18 protein-coding genes are annotated in these 20303 nt (G+C 43.9%); 2 read left to right on the top strand and 16 right to left on the bottom strand.

Annotation, left to right across the window (positions count from 1 at the left end; all coding sequences use genetic code 11):
• Nucleotides 1–58: 58 nt before the first annotated feature.
• The 10 genes from LRR81_RS19090 to LRR81_RS19045 form a co-directional block, all read right to left on the bottom strand.
• Nucleotides 59–514, bottom strand: a complete 456-nt coding sequence (locus LRR81_RS19090; RefSeq protein ID WP_231791004.1) for a DMT family transporter — start codon at nucleotides 512–514, stop codon at nucleotides 59–61.
• Between the two features lie 13 nt (nucleotides 515–527).
• A complete protein-coding gene (locus tag LRR81_RS19085) occupies nucleotides 528–956 on the bottom strand; it encodes a DMT family transporter (RefSeq protein WP_231791003.1) in 429 nt (142 codons plus the stop codon).
• Between the two features lie 88 nt (nucleotides 957–1044).
• Nucleotides 1045–1362: an ArsR/SmtB family transcription factor gene (locus tag LRR81_RS19080; protein ID WP_231791002.1), complete on the bottom strand. Its 318-nt coding sequence runs from the start codon at nucleotides 1360–1362 to the stop codon at nucleotides 1045–1047.
• Between the two features lie 116 nt (nucleotides 1363–1478).
• Nucleotides 1479–2951 (bottom strand): response regulator, encoded by a 1473-nt coding sequence (locus LRR81_RS19075; RefSeq protein ID WP_231791001.1) that lies wholly within the window; start codon nucleotides 2949–2951, stop codon nucleotides 1479–1481.
• Nucleotides 2952–2973: 22 nt separating this feature from the next.
• Nucleotides 2974–4701, bottom strand: a complete 1728-nt coding sequence (locus tag LRR81_RS19070; protein ID WP_231791000.1) for a cache domain-containing sensor histidine kinase — start codon at nucleotides 4699–4701, stop codon at nucleotides 2974–2976.
• Nucleotides 4702–4789: 88 nt separating this feature from the next.
• On the bottom strand, nucleotides 4790–5680 hold the full coding sequence (locus tag LRR81_RS19065) for a carbohydrate ABC transporter permease (RefSeq protein ID WP_231790999.1): 891 nt from the start codon (nucleotides 5678–5680) through the stop codon (nucleotides 4790–4792).
• A gap of 27 nt (nucleotides 5681–5707) precedes the next feature.
• Entirely contained in the window at nucleotides 5708–6598 is an 891-nt protein-coding gene (locus LRR81_RS19060) for a carbohydrate ABC transporter permease (protein ID WP_231790998.1), read from the bottom strand.
• 75 nt (nucleotides 6599–6673) lie between these two features.
• Nucleotides 6674–8017: an ABC transporter substrate-binding protein gene (locus LRR81_RS19055; RefSeq protein WP_231790997.1), complete on the bottom strand. Its 1344-nt coding sequence runs from the start codon at nucleotides 8015–8017 to the stop codon at nucleotides 6674–6676.
• A 407-nt stretch (nucleotides 8018–8424) separates the two neighbouring features.
• A complete protein-coding gene (locus LRR81_RS21395; RefSeq protein ID WP_231790996.1) occupies nucleotides 8425–9228 on the bottom strand; it encodes a DUF1835 domain-containing protein in 804 nt (267 codons plus the stop codon).
• Nucleotides 9229–9310: 82 nt separating this feature from the next.
• Nucleotides 9311–10813, bottom strand: a complete 1503-nt coding sequence (locus tag LRR81_RS19045) for a UDP-N-acetylmuramoyl-L-alanyl-D-glutamate--2,6-diaminopimelate ligase (RefSeq protein WP_231790995.1) — start codon at nucleotides 10811–10813, stop codon at nucleotides 9311–9313.
• Nucleotides 10814–11137: 324 nt separating this feature from the next.
• On the opposite strand from LRR81_RS19045, the gene LRR81_RS19040 reads away from it, so the two are divergent.
• Nucleotides 11138–11671 (top strand): MEDS domain-containing protein, encoded by a 534-nt coding sequence (locus tag LRR81_RS19040; RefSeq protein WP_231790994.1) that lies wholly within the window; start codon nucleotides 11138–11140, stop codon nucleotides 11669–11671.
• A 154-nt stretch (nucleotides 11672–11825) separates the two neighbouring features.
• On the opposite strand, the gene LRR81_RS19035 is transcribed toward LRR81_RS19040, so the two are convergent.
• On the bottom strand, nucleotides 11826–13622 hold the full coding sequence (locus LRR81_RS19035) for an endonuclease/exonuclease/phosphatase family protein (RefSeq protein WP_231790993.1): 1797 nt from the start codon (nucleotides 13620–13622) through the stop codon (nucleotides 11826–11828).
• Between the two features lie 419 nt (nucleotides 13623–14041).
• On the opposite strand from LRR81_RS19035, the gene LRR81_RS19030 reads away from it, so the two are divergent.
• On the top strand, nucleotides 14042–14260 hold the full coding sequence (locus LRR81_RS19030) for a hypothetical protein (protein ID WP_231790992.1): 219 nt from the start codon (nucleotides 14042–14044) through the stop codon (nucleotides 14258–14260).
• A 609-nt stretch (nucleotides 14261–14869) separates the two neighbouring features.
• Here LRR81_RS19030 and LRR81_RS19025 read toward each other — a convergent pair.
• The 5 genes from LRR81_RS19025 to pdaA form a co-directional block, all read right to left on the bottom strand.
• Complete coding sequence (locus LRR81_RS19025) at nucleotides 14870–15727, bottom strand: hypothetical protein (protein WP_231790991.1); 858 nt, start codon at nucleotides 15725–15727, stop codon at nucleotides 14870–14872.
• A gap of 393 nt (nucleotides 15728–16120) precedes the next feature.
• Entirely contained in the window at nucleotides 16121–16783 is a 663-nt protein-coding gene (locus LRR81_RS19020) for a Type 1 glutamine amidotransferase-like domain-containing protein (RefSeq protein WP_231790990.1), read from the bottom strand.
• A 99-nt stretch (nucleotides 16784–16882) separates the two neighbouring features.
• On the bottom strand, nucleotides 16883–18271 hold the full coding sequence (rlmD, locus tag LRR81_RS19015; RefSeq protein WP_231790989.1) for a 23S rRNA (uracil(1939)-C(5))-methyltransferase RlmD: 1389 nt from the start codon (nucleotides 18269–18271) through the stop codon (nucleotides 16883–16885).
• A 30-nt stretch (nucleotides 18272–18301) separates the two neighbouring features.
• Nucleotides 18302–19180 carry a DNA-3-methyladenine glycosylase family protein gene (locus tag LRR81_RS19010; RefSeq protein ID WP_231790988.1) on the bottom strand — a complete coding sequence of 293 codons (879 nt, stop codon included), beginning with the start codon at nucleotides 19178–19180 and terminating at the stop codon, nucleotides 18302–18304.
• Between the two features lie 79 nt (nucleotides 19181–19259).
• A complete protein-coding gene (pdaA, locus tag LRR81_RS19005) occupies nucleotides 19260–20048 on the bottom strand; it encodes a delta-lactam-biosynthetic de-N-acetylase (RefSeq protein ID WP_231790987.1) in 789 nt (262 codons plus the stop codon).
• Nucleotides 20049–20303 lie beyond the last annotated feature (255 nt).

Here is a 20303-nt window from a genome sequence, read left to right as displayed (position 1 = left end):
ATATATTCAAAAGCTTGCCGATTTAAAACAAAGAGCCCCTGCAAAAGAGGCTCTCCCATTATTGACGCGACTGCTTCTTTTTCCCTTTAAATACAAAGTACAGGGCAAGCAGCATCAGGACAAGTGCAATCCAGCGCTTATATCCAAAGTTGATCTGCATGCCGCCGAACAGGCCGAAGTGGTCGATGATCATGCTGGCAGCAAGCTGGCCGATGACGGTGGATATGTTTGCTGCTGTGACTCCGATTCTTGGTACGGCCAGAATCGTTAAAAATAAATAGCTGACTCCGAACAGGACAGCACTGAGCTGCCATTTCGGCACTTCTAAAATTTTCAGGATGTCTCCCTGCCCGAAAAAGAGGATGAGCAATGCTAGAAACAGCATTCCTGTGAAGAAGGTCAGCAGTGTGCTTTCAATCGTTCCTGCTTTTTGGCTGAACTTGCCGTTAATGGATGATTGGGCGCTGAGCAGCACACCGCCCAGCAGTGTGAAAATGATCATGGCAGATCCCATTGTGACGTCCCTCCTAGAAGATAAAAGCTAAAGCCAGTCCCATTAACAGAACAGCAGTCACTTTTTCTTTATTGATTTTCACCGGCTCGCTTCCAAGCCAGCCGAAATGCTCGATGACCATGCTCATCACCATTTGCCCGATGATGACTGTGACCATTGACAGGCCGACGCCGACTAAAGGAATGCTGATGACAAGAACAGTTAAATAAATGGTGCCGAGGAGTCCTCCAAGGAGCGTCCACTTTGGCGCCTTCAATGTATAGCCAAGGTTTCCTTTTCCAAAAAAGAGCCAAATGAGTCCGATAATAATCGTTCCGGCAAAAAAGTTATAAAAGCTGCTTTCCATTTTCCCGATCGTTTTTCCGAGTTCACCGTAAATGGCGCCTTCAATGCTTAGCGACATTCCGGCAATAACGGGTATGAGATAAATGATAATCTTCATGCTGCACTTCCTTTCATATTTATATATCGCGAAATATCGATACATTTGAAAATAAAAAAACCATCTATCTAAAAACCAGCAGATGGTTTTACAGCTCTTTACCGAGAAATTCAGAAAGCTTTTGAATGGCTTCTTCATCTCTGCGGTAGTACGTCCACTTTCCGTGGCGTTCTGATTGCAGGAGTCCTGCCTTTTGCATCATGGAACAAAATTGAGAGATGGTGGACTGTGACAGGTTCGCCTTCTCCCGGATATCTCCTACGCAGACACCGCCTTTTTCATCTATGTTTTTGGATAAGTGGGCAGACGGTTTGTCGAAATGCTTTTCAGGCTCTTTCAGCCATTTTAAAATATCCAGTCTTGTTTCATTAGCCAATGCTTTAAAAATTTCAACTTGATTTTTCATAGGGTTAATACTAATCGGTTTTTGCCGATATGTCAACGCGTGCGTCTGACTTCATATCAGAACGCATCCATTCTGCCCCTTGAAGCTAAGTCTCCCTTTTCCACAGGCAGGCCTTCTTATTGATAATGACGGGTCCGGTACTGGCTTGGCGTTATTCCTTCGTTCTTTTTAAATACTTGGTTAAAATATTTTGAATGATTGTAGCCTGACATAACACCTATTTGGGTTACTTTATAGTTTGTGGTCCGCAATAACTTTTTCGCTTCCTTCATTCGAATAGAAGTAATATATTCAAAAATAGTAGTTCCAGCTGATTTAGAGAAAAGGGCACAAAGGTAAGCGGGGCTTTTGCAGAAAGTTTTCCCGAGCTCTTCAAGAACGATGGGCTCATGGTAATGCTCTTTTAAATACTCCTTGATTTCCAATATAAGCTTTTCATTATAAGAAACTTTGTTTTGCTTTGAATAATCTTCTGCTTCTTCTACAAGCTGGCAAAGCCATGCTTTTGCTTCCTTCAGGGATTGGAGTGAGGCAACTTTGTTATAAAGGATATACTCTTCTTCTCCAGTCAGCTGTCCCTCAAAGTAATCAGACAGTTTTCTTCTAAATTGCGAGGCCAGCTTAAAGCAAAGATACTTGGATCTTTGAGGGGAAATATTAGAAGAATAGAATTCATCAATCACTTCATTAATCAGCGTCATTGTTTCCTTAAAGAAATTCTGTATTGGTTTGTCGAAAAACGCTTCGATTTTCCGGCTGATTTTTCTTTCGTCCTTTGTCTCCTCTATTCGGATCTCTTCATATTTCACTGCAGATCTCCCGCTGAAAACCCCTACTTCTAATGCTTCTTTCGCTTCCAAATAAGCTGTGTGAATATTCTCGGCTGAAGTGTACAGCTGGCTAATCCCCACAGTAGCGTATTCAAAAATAGGATCACTGTCCTTCAGCAGCATAGCAAATTTGCCATCACCTATTGAAAAGAAAAGGGCATTCCCCTTCTGATAAAGGCATTCCTCTATCTCCAAAAGACGGGATTCCCGCTCATCAGCTTCTCCTATCGTATGCCCAGCCAAAATATAATATGGCGTGTATTCTTGGAGGCTTATTTTATGGTGAAATGGTATATTGCCAAGCATGATTTCCTGAAGTTTTTGCTTCTCTGATTCCCGCTCATAGCGGGCAAGCTTTAGGTCTAATTGTTTATTATCTCTTCTTTTCTCCAGCTTCCCAATTGCCTTTTTGACTGAATAAACAATATCACCGGCTTCAATCGGTTTTACCAAGTAATCAACAGCCTCCAGTTCAAGAGCTTCTTTAGCGTAACTGAATTCAGAATACCCGCTGATAATGATAAATTCCGTGTTCAAATTTTCCTTTTTTGCTTCCCTGATCAATTCGAGTCCGGACAATCCGGGCATGCGAATGTCAGCAAGCACAATATCAGGGTGTTTGTCCTTTATCTGACTTAGAGCGCAGCTTCCATTCAGCGCTGTTCCGACAATATTTATTTCGTGCTTGTTCCAATCGATGGCTTGCGTCAAACCATCAATCACAATTTTTTCATCATCTGCAATGAATAATGTGTACATACAGCTGTCTCCTTTATCCTGCTCATTTGTGAAGACCTGCTTTTAAAATAACTGTTGTTCCTTTATTTGGTTCACTGACAATGGAAAGTCCGAACTGGTTTCCGTATTTTAATTTTAATCGTTCATCTATATTTCGAAGACCATAGCCTTTCTTTTGCTTGCTTTTTGTATCAAACCCTTTTCCATCATCTGATATGAAAAATATAAGCTGATCTCCTCTTTTTATCCCTTCAATTAAAATGTGTCCTCTCCCGTTTTCAGGCTCAAGCCCGTGGTATGCGGCGTTTTCTACAATTGGCTGCAGAAGCAGTTTAATAATTTTCTCCTGCAGGATCTCTTCATCGATTAGAAATTGATAGTTAATTTTTTGGTCAAAACGAATGTTTTGAATTTGCAGGTAGCTTTCAACCTGTGTCAGTTCATTTTGAACGGTTGTAATGGGGTTCCCATCATTTAAGGTAAGCCTGAAAATTTTTGACAGACTAATGGCCATTTTAGCAATGGCTTTCGCATTGGATTTCTCAGCCATCCAATAAATTGAATTTAAGGTGTTATACAGAAAGTGAGGATTGATATGGCTCTGAAGTGCTTTTAGCTCCGCTTCCTTTTCCTTGACCTCTGAGAGGAACAGCTTTTCAGAAAGTTCGTTGTTTCGGTTGTAGAGCTCTACAAAGCGGCTGCCGATCTTTCCTATCTCTCCATTAGTATTAAATAAAATCCCCTGGATGGGGTGCCTTCTCTCCATTCTCTCTGTTACCTGTCTCAGTAAGCCAAGCTCACGTGTAATCCTTCTTGAGATAAAAACCGCAATCGTTAATGAGATTAATAGTGAGCCAGCCAATAAGGAGATGACCACTGCCCGAACTTGGTCAATTTCTTTAACAAGGTTCTGATAAGGGATCATACTGACAATTTTCCATCCGGTTTTTTTGTTAGTATGGTAATTGACAATATATTTTTTCCCCTGGATTACGGCAGTATCTGCCCCTTTCACATGAGAATCTTCTATTCTTTTAATTAAGAGAGGATCCTCAACTACCTTTTTGCTCCCTTTTGTATAGACTTGCGACCTTCCATCATAAATAACAATGCTGCCGGGGAACTGGATATCATTAAACATGTTTTGAAAAACCTGATGGTTAATGCTGATTAACAGCACCCCGAGCGGCTCGTTTGTACTGAGATCGCGGATCACTCTGCCAAATAGCAATGGCGTTTCTTTATTGCCTGTCAGTCCGGTGTCAGTTTCGTAGAACCATTTCCCTTCCCAGGCACTGTTCATCAGCTTGGGGAATATTTCTGATTCCCTAAGTAATTTGTACCTGTCACCAGCTAAATTGGCTTCTCCTCTGTTGACTTTGACAAAGCTGTGATATCTGTTTCCAATGAATATGGAATTGATATAGGGTTTATTGACAACCGTTATGCTGTTGAGGGTGTTTCGGGACAAGGTTTCAAGCTGGTACAGCCGTGCATCCTGCCTGCGGTAGGTCAAATACCCTTCAATGTCATTTGAAAGGAAAATGATATTTGATATATCCTCCAGATCCCCGGCAAACATATTGATATTCCAATCGGTAATATCGAGGAGATTTGTAACAGATGTACTGACTTTGTTTTCTACAATTTTATTAAAATACAAAAAGGTGAATGGTCCAATAACTAAAAGCGGAATGAGCGCAGAGAATAGGGCCAGGAGCATAATTTTTTGCTTGATCGAATAGTTCGGCATGCGTATCAGCATTTTCATCGTTTTCACCCTGGTTCGTTGTCATTATATTACCTATTCTTTCTGCATCTCATTTATCCTACAAAATGCTTAAAATCTTCTTATCCAGCTATTCCTTCACAGCCCCAAGCGTCATCCCGCTCACAATATACCGCTGTACAAAAAAGGAGAAGATCATAACCGGAAGGCTGAATGAAACAGCTGCCGCCGTCATCGGTCCCAAATCCAGATTGTAAGCTGTCAAAAATTCAGATATTCCGACAGTTGCTGTTTTCGCGTTTGTACTGGTAATCAGCAGGGACAACAGAAAGTCATTCCAGGCGAGCATGAAGGTGAAAATGGCTGTCGCAGCGAGCCCTGGAAGAGATACAGGCAGAATGACCCTGATAAAGCAGCCGAACCATCCGCAGCCGTCGACTCTGGCAGCCTCGTCGTATTCCTTTGGAATGGAATCAAAAAACCCCATCAAAAGCCAAATGGCGAATGGCACATTAATGGCCGTGTACACAAGAATTAAAGCAAGCTGCGTGTCGATCAGGCCTGTATCTTTCACAATCATATAAATAGGAATCGCAATGCTGATCATAGGCACCATTCTGATCAGCAGTGTAAATAACAAAAAATAGCCGCCTGCTGCTGAGGAGAAGCGGGTCAGTCCGTAGGCAGCCATGGCTCCTAAAAAAACACTGACCAGCATGCTCGCCCCCGCCGTTACCAGACTGTTCAAAAAGTATTTTCCAATCGGAAGTGTATCCACCATATTCTCATAGTTTTCAAATGAAAATCGGCTTGGCCAGAAGGATGGCGGAGCACTTACCGCTTCAGCTGAAGGCTTTAAGGAAGTCAGCAGAAGATACAGATAAGGACCTAGAAATAAAAGAGCAATGGCACAGGTCAGGAGAATAATAAAACCCATCCATATTTTTTTCTTTGCCTTCGCTCCCAAAAGGACAGTTGCTTGCTTTTGCACAGCTGCTTTTTCTATATGCATTTCAGGCATTTATCCCACCTCGATTCGGTTAAAAGATTAAGCATGTTTTTTCTGCGGAGACCAAATTTTTGTTACAAAGAAAGCGCTGATCAAAAGGAGGAGAACAATAAATATGACAGCCATGGCACTGGATTGGCCGACTTGGCCATAGCGCGTCAGGGTTTTGTACATATAAGTGCTGAGTACCTCGGAAGAAAATCCAGGCCCTCCCTGTGTGAGAACCCATACGATATCAAACGTTCTCGCAGCATCAATAATCCGGATCAAGAGGGCAACAGAAGCTACCGGCATGAGGGCAGGCACCGTAATATACCTGAACTTTTCCCACTTGCTGGCTCCATCAATTTCCGCTGCTTCATACAAACTTTTGGATATTCCCTGTATGCCAGCGAGGAGAACAAGCATCATGAACGGAGTTGTAAGCCATATATCTGCCATGATCGTTGAAAAGATGGAAAACCTGGAATCCGATAGCCACAGAATTTGATGCGGGCTTCTGAGGATGCCGATTTTGTATAAGGTCCAGTTGATGATGCCGAACTGATCATTCAGCATAAATTTCCAGATCAGCCCTGAAACAAGCGGTGCAATCATCAGCGGGCTTAACAGCACCGTCCTGATCAGCTGGCTCCCTTTAAAGGCACTGCTCAATAAAAGAGCAAGAATGAGTCCGATCAAAAATTCAGCCCCGACTGCAAAGAAAATATAAACGACGGTATTCCAAAGCGCGGCAAGAAATCTTGAAGAAGAAAGAGTTGCCGTATAGTTTGCCAATCCGACAAACTTTGCGGCGGCAGGGTTAAGCAAATCAGCCTGAAAGAAGCTGTTTTTCACTAAAAGAAAAATCGGATAGACCAAAAAAATCAGCATAAACAGCCCGGCAGGCATAAAGAACATAGCAGACAGCGCCCCATGCCGTATTTTCATGATATTGCCTCCTCTCTAATGGAAATCTCCTCTTGCTTGCTGCCAAGAGGAGATGGAATTTTTTTCAGCAAATTATTATTTTGGAGGCAGGATGCCTTCAATGGTTTCCTTTGCCCAATCAAGTGATTCCTGAGGGGTTTTTTCACCAGAAAGAACGTACTGTACAGCAGGGATCAGCGCTTCGCTTTCAATTTGCTGCCATTCCTTTATCGCAGGACGGTTCTGGGTTTGCGGCCCTTTCAGCGTTTCCATTAATGGCTGCAAATGTTCATACCCCTTCATCGTACTGTACTTTTCAAAAACAGATTTTCTCGCTGCAACACCAAGCGTTTTCATAAACAATTCATTCTTTTCATAAATGAACTGCAAATACTGCTTCGCTGCCTCCTGCTTTTTTGAGGAGCTCGGAATAACCTGATACCACGGTCCAGGCACTGCCCCAATGCCGGCACTGCCGGCAATCATCGGCGCACTTCCGACCTTTCCGGCTACTTTTGACTGCTTAGCATCATTTGAAGGCACATAAAAGTGGCCCCAGGCAAGCATCATAGCCGATTTGCCGCTCCAGAACAGTTCTGAAGTTTCTGCTGAAGCCATTTCGAGCGCACCAGGAGGCACTGATTTATCCTTGCGCAGAAGGTCTGAGAGGAACTGAAGGGAATCAACGTACGGTTTTGTATTGACCAGCACTTTGCCATCCTTGTCAATCACAAGCGGGTTTGCCCCTGCTTGTGCAGCATGATCAAGCCAGCTCGCAACCGCATCGCCGTTATTCGCTCCGAATACCGTAGTGCCGTACATGTCGATTTTCCCATCCTTATCCGTATCACTGGTGAAGAACTTCGCAGCATCCCTGTATTGCTGCCACGTTTTCGGAGGAGCCAGCTCATAGCCATACTTTGCTTTAAATGCCTGCTTATTCTTACTGTCCTCAAACAGGTCTTTCCGGTACAGAAGATTTTTCGCATTCGTCCAGACCGGCATCCCGTATTCTTTGCCTTCATAGCTTCCTCCAGAAACAAGACCTGGAAACAGATCGGATTTTACTTGATCTGTCAGCAGTCCATCCAGCGGCAGCAATCCTCCTGCAAGAGCCGGAAACCAAAGAATATCGATCGTCGCCACGTCAAAAGCTCCTGCTCTTGAAGCGACCTCTGCTTTCAGCTTGTCGTAAACTCCTGTATAGGGAACGGATTCAATTTTCACTTCGTAGCCTGTTTTGCTTTTAAATTCTTCCGCCGTTTCTTTCGCTACTTTAAAGGCGGGACTTCCTCCTTCTACAAGTACGGTGATTGATTTATCACCTGAAGACGAAGATGATTGAACCTTTTCTGTTTTTTGGCTGGAACATCCGCTCAAAAAAATGGCTGCGGCAAGCAAGAGAGATAAAAAACTAATCCATCCTTTTTTCATTGCCATTCCCATGGCCTCCTCTTCATTTGCTGAACCCGTATCTTATGATAAGGTCCTTCATGTTTACCGCTTCCCTTTTGCTGCTGGAAATTCTAATAAAGGGCAAACTGCCAGGCATTCTCTTTCATTCCCCCTGTTTAAAAGAATAATGATAGCGATTACATTTACTCGGACATGTATTTTATCTGTCCAAGGATGATCTTTCTAATTCTAATTGTAGAACGGGAAGTTTTATTTGAAAATTCCAACATTTTTAGATTCAGTTAGATATTTTTAGAACTTTTCAGGATAGCAGAAACTGGACAAATTATGAGGCAGTATATGAAATTTATGGAGAGAGCGGTGTGATCCGCCCTCTTTGATTTGAAAAGGTGCTGTATCTCGAAGGGAATCTGTATAATTAATTCGATTTGTCAAATCGTGCGTCTGACTTCATATCCAAACGCATCCATTCTGCCCCTTGAAGCCAATTCTCCCTTTTCTACAAGCTTTCTTATGCGGTATTCAATAAAATCGTCTCCAATGTACTGATCAAGGTGCCCGATGGTTTCTCCGATCAGCCTTGCAGCGGCCATGTATTTCTTTCTCCATCTATGAACCTTTTTCGCCCGCTTCAAAATGAACTCATCTAAATAATCTTCCGAAACACTGACAATCCTGCCGTTTTCCCAAAGTCGGAGCAGGGCCCCTTCTTCAGAAATGGCAAGCCATTCATCTGCGAGCCTATTTATTTCCTCTTCTTTCAGCGGGGGAACCTGCTGAACTTTTTCAAACAACAAAGCATGCTGTTCAGGGGACAGTTCGCCGGTATTCCTGATTTCATACCTGACTCCTTCAGGGGTGCTTTTGTTTATTTCATGCGAGGCATTCAGCACCCGGAAGCGGCATCCCTTACTCTTTAGCAAAAATAACGCAAAACGGAGCCCAGTCTGGTCATGGGCGCTATCTGCAGTGAGGATCGCCGCTTCACTGCCATTTTCAATAGCCTCCAGCTGGTTCGTCTGCAGAAGCTCAAGCTCTTTAAAAAAGTTTCTTAAGTTTTCCCTCAGCCATAAGAGGCGTTCCTTTTTCCCCTGTTCTTCATGCAGTTTCCTGATCGGTCCTATTGAGAAAATCTCACTAAAAGATATCAACTGAACACTTCCGGTGGAAATTTCTTTTTTTAATGCATGTTTAAAAGTCCCTGCTGCTGCTTGGCTAAATAAAATAACCTTCACATCGTTCCCCTCCCGATTTCTATCATAAGGGAAAAATAGAAAAAGGACACCCGTTTGACAAGGTGCCCTTCATTACGTCCGCTTAATTCACAGCAACTGGTTTTCTATAGTCAAAATAATCCCTGATAATATCTTTATCAGAATGAGGGATTTTTTTCCCTTTCACCAGCTGCGCTCCATTGATGCAGCCGCTAGTGAGAAGGATAAGGTCCTGTTCGCTGCTGACTTCAAGGGCTGCAATGACCCCTTCCATTCTGGTCGGCGCCATGTGAATGTTTCGGGCATTCGGATTGCTGAAGCCTGTCATCACCTGCTTCACAATCTCCATTGGATCGTTGTAGCCAGGGTGGTCGACCGTTACAATGATTTCGTCTGCCTGCCCCTCAATGGCCTTCGCCATTTTCGGCATTTTCTCCCTGTCTCTGATGCCGATGCCGGCGATCATGGCTATCAAGCGGCGGTGAGGCAGCTTCTTTACTTCTTTTAAGAGATTGTCGAGGGCAGGCGGTGTGTGGGCATAATCCAGAATAATCGTCCTGCCGCCAAGCTCCAGTACCTCAAGCCTTCCTTCAGGGCTTTCAATAAAGGAAAGGCCTGACAGAATTTCTGGAACGGTGTATCCGCTGTGGATGGCAGCACATACAGCTGCAAGAAGATTCGCCACATTGTAGCGTCCGAATACAGGTGAGCTCACAAAGTAATTTTCTCCGTCCACTATTAAATCAAAGGATGTTCCTTTTCCTGCCATGCAGATATTTGCTGCTTTCACATCAGCCTCTGAATCCGGGTCAAGACTGTAGGTGAGCACAGGGCCTGTAAAAAGCTCCAGTATGTCAGAGGCCATTCCGTCATCATCTATGTTGACGACTGCTTTCTTTGCCTGCTGAAAAAGCTTCAGTTTGGCTTTTTTATAGTTTTCAAAAGTATGATGAAACTCAAGGTGCTCCGGAGTCAGATTCGTATGAATGGCAACGTCAAACTCTATTCCTTCCACCCGCTTTTGCTCAAGAGCCACAGAAGTTACTTCAATCGCGGCCAGCCTGTCGCCTTCATTGTACAGTTCAGTGAAGATAGCGTGCAGGTCATGAGATTCAGGTGTTGTCGGGGTCGTTTGATTAAACTTCAATTTTCCTTTGGAGGAATACATGCCGATTGTACCGATATAGCCGCTGGGTGTTCCCAGGTTGTTCATCAGGGATTTCACATAGGCTGCAACAGTCGTTTTGCCGTTTGTACCAGTCACACCGACTGTCTCTATTTTTTTATGTATTTCACGATAAAAGAGTATGGAGATATAGGCCAAAAAGCTTCTGGCATCTTTTACATAAAGAAATGTTGTATCCGGATGAAGGAGGGCTGCTTCTTCGAGCTGTGCGGGGTCATCACCTGCAACCGCTGCAGCGCCGCGGAGGACAGCCTGGTTGATATAGGCATGTCCATCGTGATTTTCGCCCTTCATACACACAAAAAGGGCACCGCTGGAAATCAAACGCGAATCATAGCATATCGCTGATATATCCCGCTCCAGCCTGCCCCAGACCTTTATAATAGCCAGATCGTTATGCTGTTTAAAGTGGATGTTCATAGATCTTCTCCTTTTAATGGAATGGGGTTCCGAGACTGGCGGACCTTATCATTTTTAATTTACGGATAATTTTTCAGTTTTATACTTTACCCTTTTATGAAGAAAGCCAAACATACAATAAAAAAGCCAGGACCAAAAGTCCCGGCTTTTGCAGTCTTAAGCCTCACCCATTTTCAGCAATTCAATATCATGTGCCTGCTCTATCACTTCAAGCTCCTAATAAATGACATGGTAATGAACAAAACAGGTATTATTTTTACCTTTTTTGAAGCGGTATGTTATATTTAATACACAGTTAGTAAGTCAAACATTTTGGAGTACAATTTGAAAAATGCTCTAGTTAGAGAAGTGAAGGATTTAAAGGCGGTCAAGAAGGGCCATATTTTATATTTTTTTGAGAATGAGGATCTGTATATTGCACATATTGTAGATTTTGTTATTTCCGGAATACAGCAAAATCAGTATGTTATCATAATAGAAAATGACAGAATTGCTCCTATCATAAAAAGAAAATTAGCATCACTTTTAACCATAGAACAATCTTTAAAAGTCATAGTGGTTAACAATTTTGATTTTTACTATGCCAAGGGGGATTTTGCTTCCAACTCCATTTTCGAATACCTGCCTGACATGATTGAAGGATACTCTGCCAAAGGCGCTGATGTCAGGAGCTGGGCCCATGTGGAATGGCGCGATGAAGAAGAAGCAAGCAGCAAATTAACAGCTGCTGAAAGCGAAGCAGTAGGAATTGTTGAAGAAAACAACCTTCTCTCTGTTTGTGCCTACAACTCCGAGAGAGTCACAAGTGAATTTAAAGCACGGCTGCTTGGCTTGCATAATTATTTGTTGAAGAACTAGGAAGCATGGGGACGGTTCTCTTGCTTCCTAAATATTAAATAACTAAAAAAACAGAGGCCGAATTAAATGGGTCTCTGCTTTTTTTTACGGAAAAATACCAAAATTAACTGCTTTGACTGCGCCATCATGAGTTGGATGGCCCCTTATAACCTGGTTACTTTATTAATTTTGTTTGAATAATTAACGGATCATGGTCACTTGCTCTCCCCTGCTGTTCCATGAAAGAAGAGTTAATGTGAACGATTTCGGCCTTTGTAGCATCTGTGAGATTATTTGATACAAGGATATGATCCAGAACCTGTGAGTTTCCTTGATAATTATAAGAAAATCTCTTTTCTGCTGGAATCCTATCGACCATGTTGCTTAATTCAGAGCCCTTCAAAATATCAAATGTCTTGGAAAACTCGAAATCATTGAAGTCCCCAAGCAGGATCATGTTTGCCTTCGGGTCCTTTGCTTTTACATCTTTCACAAAGCTGTTAAGGATGCCGGCAATTTTGTGGCGCTGCACCTCGCTTCCGAGTACAGGCGGCTGATTTTTGCCGAATAGCGGCTGATCTCCGCCTTTTGAGTTGAAGTGGTTCGCAACAAGGATGACTTTTTTTCCTTTAAACTCAAACTGTGCTGCAAGCGGCTTGCGGCTGTTTGCAAAGGCCTCATTTTCCGGGGCAATCCGGCCTGGGTTCAGTGTCAGCTTTCCTTTATTAAATCCAACAGCCTGTGTGGACGTTCCTTTTGTACCTGGTGTCATGGAGACACGGTCTTTGTTATAAAGAAATCCTACACGAATATTTCCTCCCGGCTGGCCGCCGTCCTTATTATTTTCGGGGGCGATGTCCGTGTATGTATACTTTGGTCCTCCCAATGACCTGATTTTATCAATCAGCTTTTTGGCACTTTCATCTGAAGCGGTTTGTCCGCTGTCAAGAGGTCCGTCATTGTCCTGCATCTCTGTCAGCCCGATGATATCCGGTTTTTTCAGATTGGAAACGATCGCTGCTGCAAGCTTCGTAACTTTCTCATCTGAATCTGCGGCAGAGAAATTTTCTACATTATAGGAAGCAACGGTTAACTGATCTTCTATTTTGTTAAAAGACACTGTTTCTCTTTTTGCCGTTCCTTCTGCAAATTCAGGAAGTGCCGTTCTATCCGCTAAAACTTTGTAGTTGCCGAAGCTGTAGCTTAATACACCCGTAATGAGCCCTTTAAAAGAGTCGCCGGACTTTGCTATAAAGTTCCTATCATTTATGTCGATGAAAACCCGTTCAGGGTTAAAATCTTCTTTTGTTGCCCGAAGTCCGCCATGAACTGTATTGGTTGCGGCCGACCCTGGCACAACAACCAATTCTCCGTAGCTTTGAGGGGCAATAACTTTCGCATTTTCCACACCTGTCCGCATGCCTTCAAGGCTCTCATAAAAGTCTAGCCCATCCTGTTCAGGATCAAATTCCTTCATTCCATCATTATCGATCACTTCGTCCGGTGCGATGCGGTCTTTTCCGATAATGACAGCCTGCGGAAGCTCTGCACCCTGGGCTTCCTTTGTTACGGCTGAAGCACTGATTTCCGTTATAGGCGCGTCAGTCTGCAATTTATCAGAGTACCCATCCAGAACCCATTCCTTAACGGTTCCGCTCGCTTTGACTAAATCGCCTTGAGCCATTCCATGATCTTTTTTGTAAACAAGAATTCCTTCAGAGGTTTTCGTGTCATCATCGGGATTGGGGTCCTGCATATAGAAATTGTTTTTATCGACAACGGCCGTAACCACACCCTGTACATCCGCAACCGCCTGATTCACATATGGTGATGTATGGCCAGCACCCTGGATCTCGTGGATGTGTACCGGCTGATCCGTTCCTTCTGCAGCAGCAGGCGATGAATTGGCGGGAACCAAAAGGGAAAAGGCAAGAATCACAGGGACAGGCAGCTTCAAGCTCTTATTTTTCATAGATAAACTCTCCTTTTTATGAAAATACATGATGAAATGATAAATCATACGGTCGAGCTGTGATTGGTTCTGTTTATTCGATCACTGCCAGCTTGTGCCGCGGCTGGGAGTACTTTCTGTGTTCAACTCCTTCAGTTTATTATTTAATCGATCCTTTATCAGGGCTCCCACATCAAATAGTATCTAAAATATACTAGTTTAAAGTGTGACGTTCTACTGTAATCCAGTAAAATTTATATGAAGTTTATATGACATTTTTAATACGCCAGAGCCTGTCATTGTCAGTATTTTTAAGTTCGATTTCTTCATTTTAATCTCTATAGGCGTGTAAAGCTTTCCATGGATGGGCAGGAACGTTTGTCTATACTCTTCCATTTTTTCTTCATATAAATATATGAAGAATGAGGGAGGGAAGAATGATGGAGACAGGCAGCAAAATTCCGCAGCAGCAGGAATTTAAAATAAAAAAGGCCGGATGTGGATGCGGTGATAAAAATAACGCGATAAGAGGGCGGGTTGCCGCTGACGTTCCTGCTCCGGCAGCAGCACAAGGGAAAGAAACACATCATCCGCAAGACAGCAATCGCTCCAGGAAAAAGAAAAGTTTTTTTAAGAGAGTAAAAGACTTTTTCAACTAAAAGCAATAAAAAAAGAAATCTCCGCATTTTGGGAGATTTTTTTACTTGTACTTTTTAAGTTTCAAACGGCTTTTGTTTTATGCTGACGGTGGACAATTAAAAACTGGCTGCCCCGTAACCGTAATCTCGTGAGAACCAGAATTGAATGTGACTGTGAGATCTTCGATAGAGAGCAAAGTGCAGCTGCTTGCAGGGCACTCTTGAGCACTGCAATAATAGCAAGTCTGTGTGCCAATATTGATGTCAAATTGGAAAGTCAGGAATGGAGGCAGCGTACATCCTACATCATCAAAGACAGGCACCTGTAAAATAAACTCCTTAAATCCTGTAAATGTCAGCGTGTAAACTGAGACCTCACACGTAATCTCTGAAGATGGAGTGCCAGGGCAAACCTCAAAAGTGACATTTTGGGTGCAGTTCCCCGGAGTACACTCAATATTTGCGCAGCTCACATTTAAAGTCGGCGTTCCAATTTCTCTCACACAGGTTGGAGCGGAGAACGTTAAATTAATAGGAGACAAAGGAGTATTCACGCAAGTACAGGCTGGATCACACATTTGTTTTTCAACCCTTTTCATTTTAAAATTTCCATTCGCTAAGGGATTCTGTTTATGGACAGTGTCCCGGGCATCCCGCAGCATCGCCTTCATTATATTGGGCGAGCTGCTGCTGAATCGCAGAAGCCTGCGGATTATTTTGGACCGGATTTGATAGGAATACATTAGCGGAATTGATAACTGACTCTGCAAAAGAACATCCAGCACCGTTTAGCACGTTTAAGTTGGCTGTTAGAAGCTGTGTATAGAGCTGCTGATATTGCGGTGATGGCCGTCCAGGCACTCTCCCGCTGAGTACGTCTATAATATTTTGAGATGTAACGGTAAAACTGAACCCTTGGCTATCTGTGCCAAGAACGATTTGACCTCCGGCCTGGGACAAGAGCTGCTGCGAAACGTCAGGATGGTTGGCATAGTAGCCTCTTGTCAATACACAAGCGTCATCAAAAGCGGGACAATTAAATACCGGCATGCCTGCAACTCTGAGGGTATGAGTAGCCAAATCAAACGTAATGGCAAGATTCTCTATGGATAATAGAGTACAAAAATTGGTTGGACAGGTTTGAGGACTGCAGTAGAAACAAGTTTGCGTTCCAATATTGATGGTAAACGGAAAAGTAAGAAATGCCGGCAAAGTGCAGCTTCCCTGTCCAAAAACAGGAACTTGCACGATAAATTCCGTTTCTCCTGTTAAGGTAAGTGTATAGACGGTAACAGGACAGGTCACTTCTGATGCTGGATCATTCGGACACACTTCAAAGGTGACAGATTGTTCGCAGGATCCTGATGTACACGCAATGTCAGCGCAGCTCGTCAAAACTTCCGGAGTTCCGATGCGGCTAACACATCTAGGAACCGGAAAAACAATATTAATAGGCTTCAATGAGGTATTATCACAGGAACAAGGCACAAAATTCCCTCCCTTCTAAAAAGATACAAATAGTTTATTCACCAATTAACAGTTGGAATGGTTTGGTGTACTAGTCAAATAACTTTATTTGTATAATTCAATTGGAAAGATATTCATTTTTAAAATTAGGAGGCTATTAAACGAAATTGGTGATAAAAGTCAATTCCGATCTTAACATTATACTTAAAAGAAAAAAATTGGCATTCATACCAGGGTATTTTATAAACAGAAGAAAAATCATGTTGTTAAAGGGGATTTTAGAATAAGTAAGTTTTTAAATTAGTTTTTTAAAATAATTTCAGGAAGCATGGGGACGGTTCTTCCGCTTCCCCTATATTAAATAACTAAAAAAGCAGAGACCGCATGGGTTTCTGCTTTTTTCATGGAAAAATATCAAATCGAAAACTGTTTCCAGTGCCCTTCCGAGACTACTTCGACTGCGCCGTCGATAACTTTGATGGCTGTTTCGTCATCAATAGCATAGGCCGGACCCTTCATATCGGCGGCCCACTTTTCTGCGTATGCCATCGTGTTATACGGCAGCATCTCGTGATCCAAATGCGGGAAAATGGCAAAGTCGACTATACCCAGCGTTTCGTCGCCGCCCTCAGGCGGAGTCCAGCCGACAAAGAATTCCCCGATGCGCGGAGCCATCACCATGCTTCCTGCACTCAAACCGACATAGACTGTATCAAGCGACGGCAAGAGGTCAGCGAATCCGGACTGCTGCATCCAGTAGTTCAGGTACAGGGGGTCACCGCCGTTGACAAGCAGGACATCGGTCTCTTTTACCATCGTAACCCAAAGCTCTTGATCAATGCTTGGCAGCGCAGTGAGCTCAAGCACCCCCATCGACTTCCAGCCCAGCTCGCACATCGGTGTTCCAGCCTGTCCGCTGATGAACAGCCATGAGTTACGCGCACCGTTCGGATTAGCGTACCCGGCAGTAGGAATGCATAGAGCACTGGCCTCAGAAATCGGCTTGTCCAGCATCTCAGCTAATGCGTTGTGAATGCTCTTGTTCTTAATGCCTGCAGATGTAAGGAGATATTTCATACCACAGCCCCTTTTCTATGTCATTTATTATCATTAACAATATTCTGGGGAGGTAAGGAAAACACCTGCTAGGAAGCATGAGAACCGTCCCTGTGCTTCCTATTTCAGCACAAGCTTCGCAACACTTTCCACATGCGCAGTATGCGGGAACATGTCAAACGGCTGGATGTACTCCACTTTGTAGTGCTTTGACAGCTCCTGTATATCTTTTGCAAGTGTAGATGGATTGCAGGATGTGTAAACAAAGGTTTTTGGCTTTACCTGTTTGATTGTGTCAAGCAGCTTTCTGTCACAGCCGGTTCTTGGCGGGTCGACGACAACGACGTCAGGCCGAAAGCCTTCTTTGACCCATTTTGGGAGCCAGTTTTCCGCTGTTCCTGTTACGTATTTGGCTTCTTTCACACCATGCTTGGCGGCATTTTTTTTGGCGTCTTCAATGGATGCCGGGATAGTGTCCATTCCCCTGATTTCCTTCGCACCGTCCGCAAGCCACATCCCAATTGTACCGACGCCGCAATAGGCGTCAACTACTTTTTCGCTTCCTGTGAGCACAGCTGCTTTTTTGATTTCGTCGTACAGCTTTACGGTCTGGCTTGGGTTGAGCTGGAAAAAGGCTCTTGCAGAGAGTTCAAACTGCAGGTTGCCAAGAGTTTCCTGAATAAAGGTTTCCCCTTCAAGGTGCACGGTTTCTTCGCCGAATACGGCTGAAGTTTTAACGCCGTTAATGTTTTGAACGATCGAAACGACTTCGGGATAGCGTTTCTTGATCTCTTCGATAATCAGCTTTTTTCTTGGTATTTCTTTTTGAGCAGTAATCAGCACGACCTGAACTTGTCCTGTTTGAATGCCAGCCCTTGTAACAACTGTCCGGATAAGGCCTGTCCGCTTTCTTTCATTGTATGGCGGGATGCTGAAATCCTTCAGGATCTGCTTGATGCCCTGTGTGACTTTATCTGTCGCAGGGGTTTGCACCATGCAATGGTCGATGGCGACCAGCTGGTGGGAATTCAGCCCGTACAATCCAACGATGGTTTCCCCATTTTTGTCGCCTGCCTGGAACTGGCTCTTGTTCCGGTATTCCCACGGAACTTCCATGCCGATCGTTTCCCTGATATCAAGGGACGCAGGGTTCAGCTTTGTATGGCGCTCAAGTGACTGAATGATAATATCGCGCTTCTGCCTGAGCTGTTCCTTGTAATCAAGGTGCTGCAGCTGGCAGCCTCCGCATTTGCCGAAATACGGGCAAGGCGCTGTGACGCGGTGAGCGGAAGATTTCCTTACTTTTTTCACCTTTGCTTCTGCAAACTTTTGATGAATCTTTGTTGCTTCGACTACAACCTCTTCATCAGGCAGTGCGCCTGGAACAAAGACAACCTGCTTTTTAAAATAGCCGACGCCTTCTCCGTTAATGCCGAGTCTTTTTATTGTTAAGGGAAAAGTCTGTCCCTGTGAAATGGTAATGCCGTTTTGTTTGTTGCCTGCTGCCATGGTTAACGCTCCGTTCTGTTTGTAACGCTCTTATTTTTTCTTTTCAATGCTTCTCCATAAGTAAAGAGACGCATAGCTGAGATAAGGATGCCAGTCTTTGCTGAGCTCTTCCATCTCCTCAGCTGTCGGCTTTTTCTCCATGCCGTACACCTGCTTTAATGCATTTTGGATGCCGACGTCAGCGAGCGGAAAAAGGTTCTGGCGGCCAAGCCCGAACAGCAGGATGTTCTGCACGGTCCAAGCGCCGATGCCCCTGACCTTGATCAGCTTTTTCATGATCTCCTCATTGCTTTCATGCTTCATTTTTTCCAAATCAATCTCACCGGATGCAATCAGCTTCGACGTATCGATCACATACTCTGCTTTTCTGCCGCTGAACTGCAGGTCCCGCAGCTGCTGCACTTCAATTTCTGCAGCTGTTTCAGGAGACGGGAAAAACCAGACGCCGTCAACGCATTCTCCAAATTGGTGCACGAACCGTTCTGTCAGCACCTGGGCAAAAGCCAGGTTAAGCTGCTGATGAATGATGCATCTCATCAGGCTTGCATAAAGGCTGAAATCAAGGATCAAAGGGGTTCCTTCATGTTCCTCGAAAATTTTTGAAAGCATGGAACTGCTGAAGTGCTGCTGAATGTCAGCAAGCGGCACATCCCATTGAAAAATCCGCCGAATTTCGGCAATGGCTGCTTCTTTAAATGAAGGGTCTTTCCCTGTTACTTCAAATTGCGGCTCTGCTGCTGTTCCCACCGCTTTTACTTTGATCACATGAGGAGCACTTTCTTTGTCTCTTAACGGGACGCGTATGCTCTTTTCTTCGAGATCTACTGCTGAAAGAGGGTCAAGCGACAATCGGTCAAGCACTTTTTCAAAATAATAAGGCGGTACAACCGCAATTTGTTCTTCCCACATGGCTTTCGAACACCCTTTATCTTGTCATAGTGTTTGTATTATATCATTTTGGGAATGAAAAATCCCTTCGATGCTAAGATCAAAGGGATTTCGGAAAATGCTTTTTCATCATTAAATCATCAAGGCTTTTAAAGCGGTAGCCCTGCTTTTCAAGATCTGTAACAGCTATGTCCAGCGCTTCAGCATTGTCCTTTGAAACAGTATGAAGCAAAAGGATCGCTCCAGGGTGGATCTGGTTCATCATATTGTCGTACGCATATTTCCAGCCCCGCTGCTGATCGGTTTTCCAATCCACAAAAGCAAGGGACCAGAAGACAGTATCATACCCGAGTTTTTTGCTCTCCGCCAGAACTCTTTCACTGAAAATGCCTCTTGGCGGCCGCAGGTACTTCATGCCTTTTTGGCCTGTCAGATCCTCCGTTTTCACGCGGACAGATTCAAGCTCTTCCTTTAGACGCTCATCGCTGATTTGCGTCATATCCGGATGATGCCACGAGTGGTTGCCGATAATATGGCCTTCTTTTACCATCCGTTTCACAAGCTCTGGCTGATCGTTTAAATAATGGCCGGTTACAAAAAAGGTGGCAGGCACCTGGTGCTTTTTCAGCACATCAAGAATTTTCCCTGTGTATCCTTTTTCATATCCGTTATCAAAAGTCAGGTAGATGTCCTTTTTAGACGTATCCCCTGTATAAAATGAACCGTATTTTGCAATCATTTGATCCAGCATCTGGCCTGCGACAGGCGTCTGATGGTTCCGGCTTTTCGAAAATCCCCAGTGTACAGGGCGGTTCGAAACCTCGCCTGCGGCAAGCGTCGGGAACAGGAATATCAGGGCAGTCAATGGAATCAGCAGCCATTTTTTCATCATCATCTCTCCTAATCACGTTGCTTACGTTAGTGTTAGTAAGAGAGGATTATTGATACTTGAAATTGTTTCCATTTGGGATGGGAGGGCGGCTTCATATAAAGTTGTGATTCCGCATTTAAAGCCTGCAAGCCGCATATAAAACTGAGTTCCCGCATGCAAAGCTCACCAGCCGCATGTAAACAGTTCAAGCTGCAGATAAATTTCCGAAACCCGCATATAAATTTCCAAAACCTGCAAATAAAATTCCGGAAC

Origin of the sequence: Metabacillus kandeliae, from assembly GCF_021166585.1 — a bacterium.
Classification (GTDB): domain Bacteria; phylum Bacillota; class Bacilli; order Bacillales; family Bacillaceae; genus Metabacillus_B; species Metabacillus_B kandeliae.
The sequence above is the reverse complement of the archived record's forward strand: the minus strand, read 5'-3'. Positions and strand labels throughout refer to the sequence as shown.